The following is a 13824-nucleotide window of genomic DNA, read 5'->3' as shown; positions in this document are numbered from 1 at the left end:
GATATGGGATAAAATGGAATATAGAAATTACCCGCCCGTTAAGGGACGCCTTCACTTGCAAGGCGTCCCCTCTCCGAAAACAATTCACTGGATTGTTTTCGGATTCACCCCTTGCGAAGCGCTTTGTAACTGTGGGGCTTTGCCCCACACCCCACAAGGGCTGTCCCCCTAATCGGGTCCGTCCCCTCTGTCGCGTTGCGACATCTCCCCACCCTGTGGGGAGTCACCCTTGACCTGACCAAAGGAACACAGTCCCTTTGGAATCCCGTTCATGCGCTTTTCAAGTCATTATTTAATCTCAAAGCTAACGGCTATCCAACAGAAAGGACTGAGTTTATGAAGATATTCAAGCGCTTATCCGCTTTTACTGCGGCGGCGGTAACTGCCGTGTCCGCTTCGGCGGCGGCTATGCCTGCTTTCGCCAAGGCTACTCCCAATGTTGTCGACTACGAAGAGACCGAGAACAACTGGGCTAAGCTTTTACAATACACGCTCTACTTCTACGACGCTAATATGTGCGGTACGGGAGTTGCCGACAACAACCGCCTTTCATGGCGCGGAAACTGCCACGTATACGATGCAAAGGTGCCTATGCACCCCATTGACGACGACCATTCCGGCACTAATCTCCCCGAGTCGTTCATGGAAAAATACAAGGATATCCTCGATCTCGACGGTGACGGCTTCATCGACGTTGCAGGCGGTTTTCACGACGCAGGCGACCACGTAAAGTTCGGACTTCCCGAGGCTTATGCGGCTTCTGTTGTGTCATGGGGCTACTATGAGTTCCGCGATGCCTACAAGGAAACAGGTCAGGACGCTCACGCCGAGACCATATGCCGCTACTTCTGCGACTACTTCATGAAGAGCACCTTCCGTGACAAAAACGGCGACGTTCTCGCCTTCTGCTATCAGGTAGGCGACGGAAGCGTTGACCATGAATACTGGCAGTCTCCCGAAATAGACGCTATGGGACGTCCTGCATTCTTTGCCACATCTGAGCTCCCCACCACCGACGACGTATCGGAGAGCGCGGCGGCTCTGGCTATCAACTACTACAACTTCAAGGACACAGACCCCGAGTACGCCGAGAAGTGTCTCGACTACGCAAAGGCGCTCTTTGAATTTGCAAACAAGAACGAGAAGAAAGTCGGCGCAGGCGGCGACGGTCCTATGAGCTTCTACACCTCCAACAAGTGGGAGGACGACTTCTGTTTCGCGGCAGGCTGGCTCTACCTCATCACAAAGGACCATGACTACCTCGAAGCCTGCGAGAAATACATCGACTACTATGCGCCTCCCGGATACGTTCTCTGCTGGAACGATATGTGGAACGGCGTTGGCATACTCTTCGGACGCATTCAGGATATGTACCCCGAGGTATGCGAGGAAACTCGCGTGGCTATCGGCAGAGGTCAGTATGAAGTCCTTGACTTCTGGAAAATGGAAGCCAAGGCTATAAACACTGTTATGGAGGGCAAAAAGGGCAAGATAACTCCTGCTGGCTACTTCTACCTCGATACATGGGGCAGTGCAAGATACAACACTGCGGTACAGTTCACGGCTCTGGTATACGACAAATACAACAAGGGCAAGGACAAGTACAACGACAAGAACCCCGACTATGCATTCTCGGACTGGGCTCTGGGACAAATGGAATACATCATCGGCGATAACCCTCTTGGCAGAAGCTATGTTGTAGGCTACGGCGAGAACTCCGTCAAATATCCCCACCACCGTGCGGCTTCGGGACTTACAATGGCTGAGGACCCTGCCGAGCACAAGCACGTTCTCTACGGCGCTCTTGCAGGCGGTCCCGACGGCGACGACCAGCACAACGACGTTACCAAGGACTGGATCTACAACGAGGTAACTATCGACTACAATGCGGCTATCGTAGGCGCGGCGGCAGGTCTTTACCTCTACAAGGGCGACAAGACCATGAAGCCCGAGGAGAACTTCCCTCCTGCCGAAAAACAGGACGACTCACAGCTCTTCTCAGGCGATGATTTCTGGGTATCGGGCTATTGCTCCGAAGCTCCCGAGGCTACAGGCTCAGGCGTTACAAAGCTGACATTCTTCGTGAATACGAACTGCCTTGAGCCACACACTGACCTGTCTGTACGCTACTATTTCAGCATTGAGGAATTCGAGAACAAGACTATCCCCGGCAGTTTCGTACTGCAAAAGACATACGACCAGGTTGAGACCGAGGTGACTGACAAGTCCGCTGTGCTCTCACAGCCAAAGCAGTTCAAGGACGATATCTACTACATCGAGATATCGTGGCCTGACTATGCAGTTGCAAACTCCAACAAGAAGTATCAGCTCATCATCGGCAACTACTTCGGTGAGAAGTGGGATTCCTCCAACGACTGGAGCCGAAAGGGCATGATAGACCTTGACGAAGTCGGCGAGGACTACGACAACATCGTAAGCGGCGTTGAGCTTGCACAGCGCTGTGACAACGTTTGCGTTTACGCAGACGGCAAGCTTGTAGGCGGCACTGAGCCCGACGGCACAAAGCCTGCCAAGGTATACAAGGTTGCACAGCTTGTAAGGCTCCGCAAGATGATACTCGGCGTTTCGCCTTTCAGTTCAAAAGAAGCCGCTGACCAGTTCGACTTCAACGGCGACAAGAATGTAGACCTGTACGACGAGATACTGCTTAGAAAGCTCCTTATCAAGCAGGGCTGATATAACGAAAAAACATAACATTACGAAGAAAGGCTCCCATTGGGAGCCTTTCTTCTTTCTCTGTTTTATCTTCTATATTTATCATGTTTTCTTTCAGTCTGCAACGATCTGAGGAATTGCAAAACATACAAGTTCCTCGTCGATGTTCATGAACTTCATATAGTTCTTCATCTGTTCAATGACCTTTTCCTGCTCTTTGATATCAAATGTGCCCAGATATACATAAACCTGCTTGTCACCCTGACTGATTGATGTAATCATGGAAACAGGGAGCTTGTGCTCTGTCTCATAGGCAATCAGAAGAGCGTTTACGTCGTTAAGGTCGGTTATCTTTTTCTCACCGAGAGGGAGCTTCACGCTTTTCAGCGACTTTGCAAGCTTCATAAGCTCTGCTTCTGAGCCGAAACATCTTACCTTGCAGTAATGTCCGTCGTCTAAAGCGAAAATCACGCTGATATCGTTCTGACCGTCCTTGCTGCTGTCGAAGATAAAATATTTATCGTCGATGACCTTTGTTACATTAAAGCCAAAGCGGTTCTTGATATAACCAGCCATAGACTGACCTGCGTAATCATTGCCTCTGTTGAAGTAGTATAACTGATAGTTCATGTCATATGCCTTTACATGATAGAGAATACCGATATCCTCAAAATTCGCATAAGGACCGAGCAAGACAGGCGGATTTACATAGTCGTCGCGGAGCTTTACTGCGTCATCGCCTGTGACTTCGGCAAAGCGATAGATAAAGCCGTCCTTTTTGAAGCTCTCGAACATCTGCTTCATGGTCTCGCGGGCGTTTACATTGTAGTCGTTAAGGTCATAGCTTCTGATAAGCTTTATTGCTTCGTCTGTTGTATCAACGCCTACAGCCTGTGCTAAAGGAGTTAAAGGCTCGCTGTCATCATCGAGACCGAGAAGCTTCAGCTGTATCTTCTGAGCGTCGCCTACAGTAAGACCGTTGCCGTCCATATCGGCGTTTTCCTTGCCCTGCGCTGTAAGATGAACCTTTGCTGTACCGTTTTCGCCATATTTATTCGGATTAGCAAGAGCCTGCATAATGAGGACTACGTCCGACATATCCATTTGACCGTCGCAGTTGGAATCGCCTTTCATCTTACTTACTTCAACAACATTAAAGTACACAGAGCCTGTGAACGGACAGTCATTGTCGGTTATTTCAAGTCCCGCAGGACCTGCCTTCAAAGCAGTTACCTCAAAGCTGCCGTCCTTTTCCACCTTAACGGATACATTGTCCGAAGCCTTTATATTGCCGCCTGTGGACTTTTCGGAGATAGGATTATAGAAACGTCCCTTTCGTGTCTCGCCGACCTTCATATCAGATGTTTCAAAATCCACTGTAGGAGCAAAATCAACGTTTAATTCATTATGGTCTATGACATCAGTTGTAGTTGTCGTAGTTGTTACAGTCGGCAGAGTCGTTGTTTGGCTTACAGGCGGTTCAGGCTCGCCCGATACAGTAATGTTCAGAGAACCCGAAAGTGCACATTCCTTTTCATAAAAGCTGATATTTGCACTTCCTGCCTTCAATGCAGTCACCTTAAAGGTATCACTGCCCTTGGTATACTCTACCTTGATGTTATTGCTGGTGGTATGTACCGCGCCGTTTTCGGTCCTTTTTGTCTCGGGATTGTAGAAGCGTCCCTCACGCACCTCGCCTATTTCCATAGGAGAGGTATCAAACTCTATTTTAGGCGCCCAGCATCCTATAGCAGTGGTTGTGGTCGCAGGCATTGTATATACCGCCGTTGTCGTGGTATAGGACGAGTAATCGTACCACCATTTGTAAACTGTTGCTATAGTAGTTGTAGTTTGACGGGTGGTGGTAGCGTTGGGGTCTGCTAAAGTAGTTGTAGTAGTTACGGGCGGAGTCTGTGTCACAGTTGTAGCTGACTGAGGAGTAACTCTTATCTTTTCGCTCGTGGTTCTGCCGTCGGAGGTGTAAACATTGACGGTAGTCTCACCCTCTTTCAGAGCTTCAAGGAAAAGATATTTTGAACCTGAGTTTTCACTGACCTTTGCTATGGTCTCGTCCTCAATTTCATATCTTACATCAGAAGCCATTGCGCCGCAAAGCTCTATACCCATGCCCAGACCGCGGGTAATTTCAATATCCTCTGTGTAGAATCGCAGATATATCGGAGTATCCTTGATTCTATCCTTGTCATATACCATTATATAGCTATAGGATTCTTTTCCTTGCATGGTTATGTCAAAGGTCGTGTCATATTCAGAAGTTTCTCTGAAAGAAGCACCTGCTTTGGGTTTAAGAGTTACCAGATATTTGCCTTCCTGTGTGTTATCCACCTCACTTGTGTCGATGGTGTACAGGTCTGAATAACGTCCCGAGTCCACTGTGAAGCTGCCGATATCGTGCAGTATCGAAGAATATCCCATGTTGTCGTAGGTCTTTACCCAGAGAACGCAGTCATCTAAATTCGGCTCGTCGCCTGTGTACATACTTGGTAAATCGGCAGAAATATTGAACGCAATATCGCCTTTTTTCTTTACCACGTTGGTTTCAGTGCCTGAAACTGCTGCGGTACTGTCCTCCGCAACCACATATGCAGGGGTGAATGACAGAGATGTCAGACTCATCGTCAGTGCTGTGATGAACGTCAGTATTTTCCTTTTATTCATAGTAAACCCTCCTTTTTTGTAAATAAACGGCAGTCTGCTGTGCAGAACCCTTTCGGGGAAACAGATAGCCTGTTATTTTTACTGTTCACTTATTAGACGTTTGAAAATGCAAGAACTCTCACCTTTTTTGAAAATTTCTCAAAAAAAATTTTGGAAAGGGCATAAATCGAAAAAGGCATACTGTTTTTTCGTTATTACATATTCCGTGACAGTGTCCTGAGCTTATTCAGTTACAAGGCAAACCTTTGGTAACTGGTTAGCAGGCAGAAATCAGCCTGATTATGAAACGCTAATCGCTATTGCAAAATACTATAATGTATCAACCGATTATCTTCTTGGACTTACAGAAACACCTACACGAGATGAAGATGTGCAAAAAGCTTGTACAACAACTGGATTAAGCGTAAAAGCCGTTCTTTCATTACAGAGCATGAGCAAAACACTTGATAAGGAACTGAATTTCATTATTGAAAATAACATATTTGAGGAAATTGTAATGATTCTATATCGAGCAAAATGTAAACAAGAATACTTGTCAGGTAACAATACAGAACTTGCATTACAAGCTGCTCGTTCCATAAATCTTATAGATGAATTAGGAGAAAATCAATCATGTGATGCTCTAAGTCTTTTAGAAGCATATTTTCCTACTTTTACAGATGTACAATTTGAAATATCAGCTTTAGGATTAGAACCATTGTATAAACAAAAACTTACTGAAAGTATGATAAACCTTTTCAATGAGTATAAGGAGGTTTTGAAGAATGGCGAACATCAAGGAAAACAGGAATAAAGACGGTCAGCTCATATCCTTCCGCTTCCGCGTATCGGACGGATACGGCGTTGACGGGAAACAGCGTTTCCAGAGTATGACATGGAAAGTTCCTCACGGTATGACCGAAAAGCAGGCTGTAAAAGCCGCTGAAAAGGCAGCTATGGAGTTTGAAGATCAGGTGCAGAACGGTCTTGCAGGTTCTCAGAGGTCTCTCAAACTTGCTGATTTTGTGCCGATGTATCTGGATATAAAAAAAGGCTCGCTCTCTCCCCGAATACATTTCGAGTATGAGCGAACCCTTAATGATGTTATTCTCCCGGCTCTCGGTCACATCAAGCTCTCTGAGTTACGGTCTGCACACGTTCAGGCTTTTGTCAATCAGCTTCAAGGCGACGTAAGACGCAAGAAGGACGGAACTATTGACGAAAATAACCCGAAATTATCCCCTGCGACTATACGCCGTAAGCTGACAGTATTACAGAGCGTACTGACTCAGGCGGTCAAACTCGGTCTGATCTCACAGAACCCTGCTGACAGTAAACGGCTTACGCTGCCAAAGGTAACAACTCCCAAAATTGAGATATTCAGCAAACAGGCGGCTGCAAAAATGCTTGAATGTCTGGAAGATGAGCCATTACAGTTTCAAGTGCTTATACAGCTTGCTATTATGTCAGGCTGCCGCTGTGGTGAATTATGTGCATTGAAGTTCTCTGACTTTGATTATGAGACCTGCAAGCTGACCGTTGAACGTTCCGCATATAAGCTCAAAGGGCAGCCCATAGCAATAAAACCGCCGAAAGATTATGAAGTCCGAACAATCACGTTAAATCCCCACTGTATAGAGCTTGTAAAGCTCTTACAGGCAGAGAAGCGCCGTGAAGCTCAAAGGCTCGGTACAGCTTGGAAAGGCTCAGACTGGGTATTCACTCAGGCAGACGGTGAAATAATCAATCCACAGACTCCGACTGTTCAATTCAGTAAATTCCTTGCCCGTCACGGTCTGGAACATAAGAAGTTCCACGCACTGCGCCACAGCTCCGCCACGCTCCTGTTATATGGCGGTGCAAACATCAAGACAGTTCAGCAAAGACTCGGTCACGCCGATATAGTCACAACAAACAAGTATCTCCACGCTGTACAGGAAGCAGACGAACAGGCGGCGAACATCTTACAGGATATGTTCATCACTCAGAAAAAGCGCCCTGAGGAGCAGGCAGAACCAAATAATATACAGAAAATAGGATAAAAAATAGCGGAGTACCTTCATTTGAAAGGTCTCCGCTTTTCGCTTCTTTTAGTGCCTTTTTACAGCTGTAATGACAGAATAATGACACTTTGATATTCAGTTAAATAAATAAGCGTTTCCTCATATAGAAGAAACGCCTATTTATCGGTATTTGTTTTGGAGCTGATGATCGGACTTGAACCGACGACCTACGCCTTACCAAGGCGTTGCGCTACCGACTGTGCCACATCAGCACCAACAGATAATATTATACACTAAAGGCGTTTAAAAGTCAATACTGCGGAATATTATTTTTTATATTAACTAAAAATTTCTGATTTTTTTTTGAAAAAAGGCTTGACAAGCATATTATTTTCTGGTATAATATTAAAGCAGTCACGAAATACTGCAATGCGAGTGTGCTGGAATAGGCAGACAGGCACGTTTGAGGGGCGTGTGTCGAGAGACGTATGGGTTCAAGTCCCATTACTCGCACCAAGGGAAGCGTTTACCAAAGGTAAACGCTTTTTCTTTTGCTATATCTCATTATAAGGGAGCAAAAAACATGATTTATACAGTTACGTTCAATCCTGCTATAGACTATGTAGTTAAGACGGAGAAAATAGCTCTGGGCAGTGTCAACCGCGCCGCTTCCGAGCAGATATACTACGGCGGCAAGGGCATAAACGTTTCCGCTGTGCTTGCTGAGCTCGGTATACGCTCAAAGGCTCTGGGCTTCACGGCAGGCTTTACGGGCGAAGCTATCGAGCGCGGTGTTGAAGCTATGGGCATCGACGCGGACTTCGTAAGGCTGAAAGAAGGCACTTCCCGAATCAACGTAAAGATAAGAGCTGAGGAGGAGACCGAGCTCAACGGACAAGGTCCCCACATAGACGACGAAGCTCTTTCACAGCTTTTCAAGAAGCTGGACAGGCTCAAGGACGGCGACACGCTGATACTTGCAGGAAGTATCCCGAATAGTCTGCCCTCCAACGTGTATGAGCGCATACTGGAAATGCTTTCAGACCGCGATATCCGCACTGTTGTGGACGCGTCGGGAGAGCTCCTTGTGAACGTGCTGAAATACAAGCCGTTTCTTATCAAGCCCAACGACCATGAGCTGGGAGAGATTTTCGGCGTGAACATCTCCACCTATGACGGAGTAGTTGAATACGCCGTAAAATTGCAGGCTATGGGAGCTCGCAACGTTCTGGTATCCATGGCTGGCAGCGGAGCTATACTCCTTTGCGAGAACGGCAGGCTCATTAAATGCGGAGTCTGCATGGGCACGGTCAAGAACTCCGTAGGAGCAGGCGATTCCATGCTGGCAGGCTTTGTGGCAGGCTCTGCGGAGAACGACCTTGACTACGCATTGAAGCTGGGAACAGCCTGCGGCGGTGCCACGGCATTTTCCGAGGGACTTGCCAAAAAGGAGCTCATATTCGAGCTGTTGAAGCAGCTAAAGACTATATAACTGTAGGGGACGCCGCCTCGGCGTCCATACAGGACAAACCCCGAAGTGCTATACTTCGGGGTGCTTTTTTATTCCTTCTGAAATTTCAGCTTTAGTCCGAGAAAAGCCGTAACTGCGGCATTTATCAGGATAACAGCCAGTGCCGCCGACTTGTTCTTATCACCGCCGCCTATGACCATTAAGAACCAATAGGCGGACATCAGCGCAGTTCCCAGTATATCGAGGACAAAGCCTGTTATCTCTGTCCATTTTCTGCGTCCTGCTGCAAGGTAAAGGAGCTCCGCTGAAGCCGTAACGGGGAGCGTCGGAAAAAACAGAGCCATGAGCACAAGCAGCGCTCCGAGGGATTCAGCCTGCGGATAGTTTACTATGCAAAGGGCGATATACGCTGCAATGCATACCAGAAGCAGCAGTAAATTCTTGATTTGTTTCATGAGTGATTTCCTTGAATCGAAAGTATTATTTCGGCATATTATCCGTCCATGGCTAACGGCTTATCCTGATATTCGTAATAGCGCACTGGTCTCCCGTAAGAGCCGCATACAGCTTCGGGACGTCGTCGGTCACCGTTGTTATCGAGTGTATGGACAAACCGCAGTATTCCGCAGATATATCTATCTGTCCGCTTTGTATCTTAATAAACAGCTCGCAGTCCTGACCTGCCTTGTTTTTCTCCTTGAAGCTGTTCCAGTCTGTGAAGTCGTCCAGCTTGTTGACGTGAACTCTGTTCTCGGCGTGGTCGTCCTCCTCCCAGCCCTCGCCGTCAAGACGAACAACTGTAAGTTCGCGGTAATTTTTGCCGTTCACCTGTCCGTCCTCGGAGGTATAGATAACAATGAACGGACAGTGCCATACCAGTCTCGCGGTAGGCAGGCTCATTGTATGGAATGAGATACGTGTTCCGTTGGTTATCTCGAAGCCCTCGGAACAATCCGAGCGCCAGCCGTCCACCTGAACATTGGGGATATCGCCCTGCGGAACGTCTATGTAGGTTATCTCCTCTGCGATACGGGGGATATAGCCCTCGTTTATCTTCTCGCCTGTCTTAGCTACGTCAACGGCCTCGATTATGCAGTTCTTGCCCGTAAGTGCCAGATAGCAGAACCTTGTGCTGTCGGGCAGAGCGAGTATTATCTCATGGAATCGGTAGCAGTTCATAAGTCTGATGAGCACATGGTCCTTACAGCGCATAGCCTCGATATCGAATTCTATCTTTTCGCCGCGGAGCATAGCCTTTGCTTCAGCGGAAGCTCCTGCGGTCTCGTTTGTCCTGACTCGGGCGTTTCTTGTGCCTTTCTGCTCGACGACACCGTCGGCGTGGACAGTGGCGTATTCGTAGTACAGCAGGTCTCTCTGCTTGCGCTCGTTGTCGTGCATTCTTCCGTCCAGCGAATCGAAAAGCACAAAGCTCGGGATATTTTCCTCGCTTCGCTCGTCGGACATATAGCTGGTCAGATGTATATGCACTATGCCGTTATTCAGCAGTATACCGTCAGAGCGCGTAGTGCGGTACGGTCCGCAGAGCAGAGTTCCTATAGCCTCGCCCTCGGAGGCGTCCTCGCTCTCCCTCATTATGTACTCGGAATCAAGGTCGATGAGGTGGAGCATTATTCTTCCGTAATTGGGATCAAACTGAGTGCCCAAGCCCTTTACGAACTCCTCGCGGACTATCTGCTGAGGGATAGGATCGCGGTAGCTTCTCTTCGAGGTCATGGCGTCGTAGGCGTCGGCAACAGCGATTATACGGGCGATATCAGGGATATCCTCGCCCTTTAGTCCTGCGGGGTAGCCGTGACCGTCATAGCGCTCGTGGTGATAGTGAGCACCTATGCTGAGGTACGGAGACTGGCTGATACTGGAAAGTATCTGCATTCCGATGACGGGGTGAGTCTTGATAGCGCCGTATTCCTCATCGGTGAGCTTGCCCTCCTTGTTGATGATACTGTCCTTTATGCCGATCTTTCCAACGTCGTGGAGCAGTGCGGCGAAGTATATCTCCTCACATTCCTTTTCGGTCTTGCCTGCGCTTCTTGCCACCTTTACGGAGTACTTTGCAACTCGGCGCGAATGACCGTGAGTATACTTATCCTTGGCGTCTATGGCGTTTGCAAGAGCAGTAGCCGTCTGCTCGAACAGCAGGTGCATATTCTTCTGCTCCTCGCGGACTACCTCTATTTCGTGCTTGTTGGCGCGTTCTATCATATAGTTCATATCCAGAAGCGCGAATACATAGAGCAGTACGACAAGTCCCACAAGAGTCATGCTCGTAAGGGAAACGCCGTATGTGAAAAGCTGTATTATCGAAGATATAAGCGGAACGATGGAGAAAAGCAGTATCGGTATGCGCATATGCTTGCTGATACGCTTGTAATGCTGTATAATTACCGACATATCAAGGACGAGTATTATCAGCGGTATGATATAGCATATCGGAAAGCCTGCTGAGCGCTGGTAGCAGTTCTGCTCGTCAAAGGTGTAGTAAAAGCCTGTAAACTGCGAGATAATAAGCATCACAAGTCCCAGAGCGCACATTATGCAGGATAGCTTCAGACGCACAGGCGGCTTTTCCATACCGCCCTCATTGATATAAACGTTTATGAGGTACAATGTAAAGGTAAAAATAATGCCGAGAGTAAGCGCAAATACGAGAAAATTGCTTATCCTGACCATGTAGTATCCTATCTGTCGGGTGTCTCCGCGGTAATGATAGGACATTCGCTCTGATATCAGCAGGAACATTGCACATAGCTCAAGTGAGAAGATTATGTACTTTCGCCCGGGTATTATGGCCTTTGTTATAAAGACAAAAAAAGCCAGCATACCGCATATCAGGCTCAGTGCGAGCATTATATTAAGCTGGTATTCTTTCAGCAATTCAATAATACTGTTCATATTTCAGATATGCCCCCTTTATTATGCAAAACAGGCAGTATATGTTTTTAAGAATATATCAAAAAGTTTTTCAATATTTAAAGTTATTATATACATATTATACCATATGAAGCATAAAAAAACAATAGCTGCACAAAAAATTTACTTTTGAAACGAAAATAGAACTGCCTCCGCAGCTGCGGAGGCAGTTGTGTGTTATGAATAAAGCCAAGCCCCGACATTTTAACCGCAACACTTATATAGAAGCTTATAGTTAATTATGGGGGAAACCTTTCTGAAGAAAGGTTCCTCTGACGGAGGCGCGCCCCTCTGTCCTGCGGACATCTCCCCGCACTGCGGGGAGTCACCCCCATACCCCTTTCCAAAGACTTTTATCTGGTTTTTTCACAGATAGGGCGCATCTTAAATAAAAAAAGACCTGCAAAAATGCAGGTGCACCCTATCTGTGAAAAAACAAAACGAAAGTTTTAGGGAGAGAGTTTGAGAGAAGCCCCTTTTTCAAAAGGGGTTCTCTCAATAATAATTATAAAACTTCTATATGAGTATCATGGTTACATTGGTGGCGTTTATTTATGCAAGTCTTACGCAGTTTCTTCCGCTGGATTTAGCCTCGTACAGCGCATTATCCATACGTCTGTAGGCTTTCTCAAAATCATCGGCAGCATTGAGCGTAGTAACGCCGATACTACAGGTGATATTTCCGACAACTGCAAAATTTTCGGCGGCTACCTTCTGTCGGATATCCTCAGCTATCGCCGCAGCTCTTTCGCGGTCTGCATCGTAGCAAACAGCCACGAACTCCTCGCCGCCCCAGCGTCCGACTACGCCATTGTTCTTGTTGAGATAATCGTTAAGCAAAGCCGCAAAGTGTCTGAGCGTATCATCGCCGACTGCATGACCGTAATTATCGTTTACGTGCTTGAAGAAGTCGATATCCATTATCATTATCGAAACAGCTTCTCCCTTTGCGACCTTATCTATAAGGGCATTGTTTATCTCTGTTTCCATTCTTCCGTGGTTATATATCGCAGTAAGCGGATCCTTTGAAGCACGGTCTGCGTACTGAGCAAGGGTATTTCTGAGTTCCTGTGCTTCTTCATTTATATTCTGGACCATGTAGATATAACGGTAGTCGTCGGGATTGTTTGTTCCCACACGGCTGAATATGAGCTTAACCCATATCTCCTTGCCCTCAAGGTTCGTCATAAGGCAGTCAAATGAAGCGGTCTGTCCGGGAGCAAATTTGACTTTGAGATACTCGGGATCGCTCCATTCAAGGAACTGACCTTGATAATCTTTATTTATAGCATTAACTATCATCATTCGCCACTGAGTATATTTAAGCTCCTGATTGATAACGTCGTCAGAGAGCTCTGTAACGCTGATACCGTGGATAGTATCCTTGACAAGGTCGATATACATCGAAAAAAGATATGTATTCTGGAAGGTCTTGACCTTTTGTGTAGTCAGAGTCTCGTCCATGGACTGGCTGTCGTCAAGCTCATCAAGTATAAAGAGGTATGTCTCCTTTTCCTTTAACGGATATATAGTTACCTGTACAATGCAGGCTATATCATCTACCATTACCTCAACTTTTCTGGAATACTTTCCAGCAAAAGAACCTGACGTCATGACAAACGACTGATATTTCTCGGATACGGTATCAGAAGTCTTGCTAAGATGATACCAGAGCTTTTCAATGAGCTCATGGTACTTGCCGCCCGATTCTGCAACAAGCTTATTAAAAATACCTCTTCTTACAACGGACTTGTAGGAATCGTTCTTACTGTCGGCAATGACAAGAGCGCCAACGTTGTCCTTGAATAAATCGATCGCTTTTTCTAATGTCATCTCGTTTAAATTAAAATTTTCCATAACGAGTCCCCCTAAAATGATGTTCCGAGAGCTTTTTGCGCTCCCGATAAAAATAATCAATAATAAAGCATATCCTCAAAAAACAGCTTTTTTTACAGCTGTTTATATCATAATGTATATAATAAATAATATCATATTTTCTTTTTAAAATTGAGAACAAATTGTGAACGCGTCAAGCAAATAGAATCAATTTGTAGCTTTGAACAATGAAAAGCAGCCCTCTTTGGA

Annotated in this window: 8 protein-coding genes, 2 tRNA genes and 1 pseudogene; 6 read left to right on the top strand and 5 right to left on the bottom strand. The window is 46.5% G+C overall.

The features are described 5' to 3' along the window. Positions 1 to 336: 336 nt before the first annotated feature. On the top strand, positions 337 to 2697 hold the full coding sequence (locus T497_RS0113935) for a glycoside hydrolase family 9 protein (protein WP_028516143.1): 2361 nt from the start codon (positions 337 to 339) through the stop codon (positions 2695 to 2697). 93 nt (positions 2698 to 2790) lie between these two features. Here T497_RS0113935 and T497_RS0113930 read toward each other — a convergent pair whose 3' ends face one another. Continuing rightward, positions 2791 to 5355 carry a dockerin type I repeat-containing protein gene (locus tag T497_RS0113930; RefSeq protein ID WP_028516142.1) on the bottom strand — a complete coding sequence of 855 codons (2565 nt, stop codon included), beginning with the start codon at positions 5353 to 5355 and terminating at the stop codon, positions 2791 to 2793. A gap of 241 nt (positions 5356 to 5596) precedes the next feature. On the opposite strand from T497_RS0113930, the pseudogene T497_RS19055 reads away from it, so the two are divergent. The 3 genes and pseudogenes from T497_RS19055 to T497_RS0113920 all read left to right on the top strand — a co-directional run. After that, positions 5597 to 5677 (top strand): annotated as a pseudogene (locus T497_RS19055) (XRE family transcriptional regulator); the annotation flags it as partial. A 48-nt stretch (positions 5678 to 5725) separates the two neighbouring features. Continuing rightward, positions 5726 to 6148, top strand: a complete 423-nt coding sequence (locus tag T497_RS0113925) for a hypothetical protein (protein WP_028516141.1) — start codon at positions 5726 to 5728, stop codon at positions 6146 to 6148. Next, on the top strand, positions 6120 to 7376 hold the full coding sequence (locus tag T497_RS0113920; protein WP_028516140.1) for a tyrosine-type recombinase/integrase: 1257 nt from the start codon (positions 6120 to 6122) through the stop codon (positions 7374 to 7376). The genes T497_RS0113925 and T497_RS0113920 overlap by 29 nt, the downstream gene beginning before the upstream one ends. A 157-nt stretch (positions 7377 to 7533) precedes the next feature. On the opposite strand, the gene T497_RS0113915 is transcribed toward T497_RS0113920, so the two are convergent. Continuing rightward, a tRNA-Thr gene (locus T497_RS0113915) sits at positions 7534 to 7609 on the bottom strand. 159 nt (positions 7610 to 7768) lie between these two features. Here T497_RS0113915 and T497_RS0113910 point away from each other — a divergent pair. Together T497_RS0113910 and pfkB are read left to right on the top strand one after the other, a co-directional pair. Continuing rightward, a tRNA-Leu gene (locus tag T497_RS0113910) sits at positions 7769 to 7853 on the top strand. A 67-nt stretch (positions 7854 to 7920) separates the two neighbouring features. Beyond that, positions 7921 to 8829: a 1-phosphofructokinase gene (gene pfkB / locus T497_RS0113905; RefSeq protein WP_028516139.1), complete on the top strand. Its 909-nt coding sequence runs from the start codon at positions 7921 to 7923 to the stop codon at positions 8827 to 8829. A gap of 68 nt (positions 8830 to 8897) precedes the next feature. On the opposite strand, the gene T497_RS0113900 is transcribed toward pfkB, so the two are convergent. From T497_RS0113900 to T497_RS0113890, 3 genes are all read right to left on the bottom strand, one after another. Then, entirely contained in the window at positions 8898 to 9263 is a 366-nt protein-coding gene (locus T497_RS0113900; protein WP_028516138.1) for a hypothetical protein, read from the bottom strand. 52 nt (positions 9264 to 9315) lie between these two features. Continuing rightward, positions 9316 to 11721, bottom strand: a complete 2406-nt coding sequence (locus tag T497_RS0113895) for an HD-GYP domain-containing protein (RefSeq protein ID WP_051530690.1) — start codon at positions 11719 to 11721, stop codon at positions 9316 to 9318. Positions 11722 to 12291: 570 nt separating this feature from the next. Further along, a complete protein-coding gene (locus T497_RS0113890) occupies positions 12292 to 13596 on the bottom strand; it encodes a GGDEF domain-containing protein (RefSeq protein WP_028516136.1) in 1305 nt (434 codons plus the stop codon). Between the last annotated feature and the right edge of the window lie 228 nt (positions 13597 to 13824).

The organism is Ruminococcus flavefaciens MA2007, from assembly GCF_000621845.1.
GTDB lineage: Bacteria > Bacillota > Clostridia > Oscillospirales > Ruminococcaceae > Ruminococcus > Ruminococcus flavefaciens_E.
This window is presented reverse-complemented; position numbering and strand designations above follow the sequence as displayed.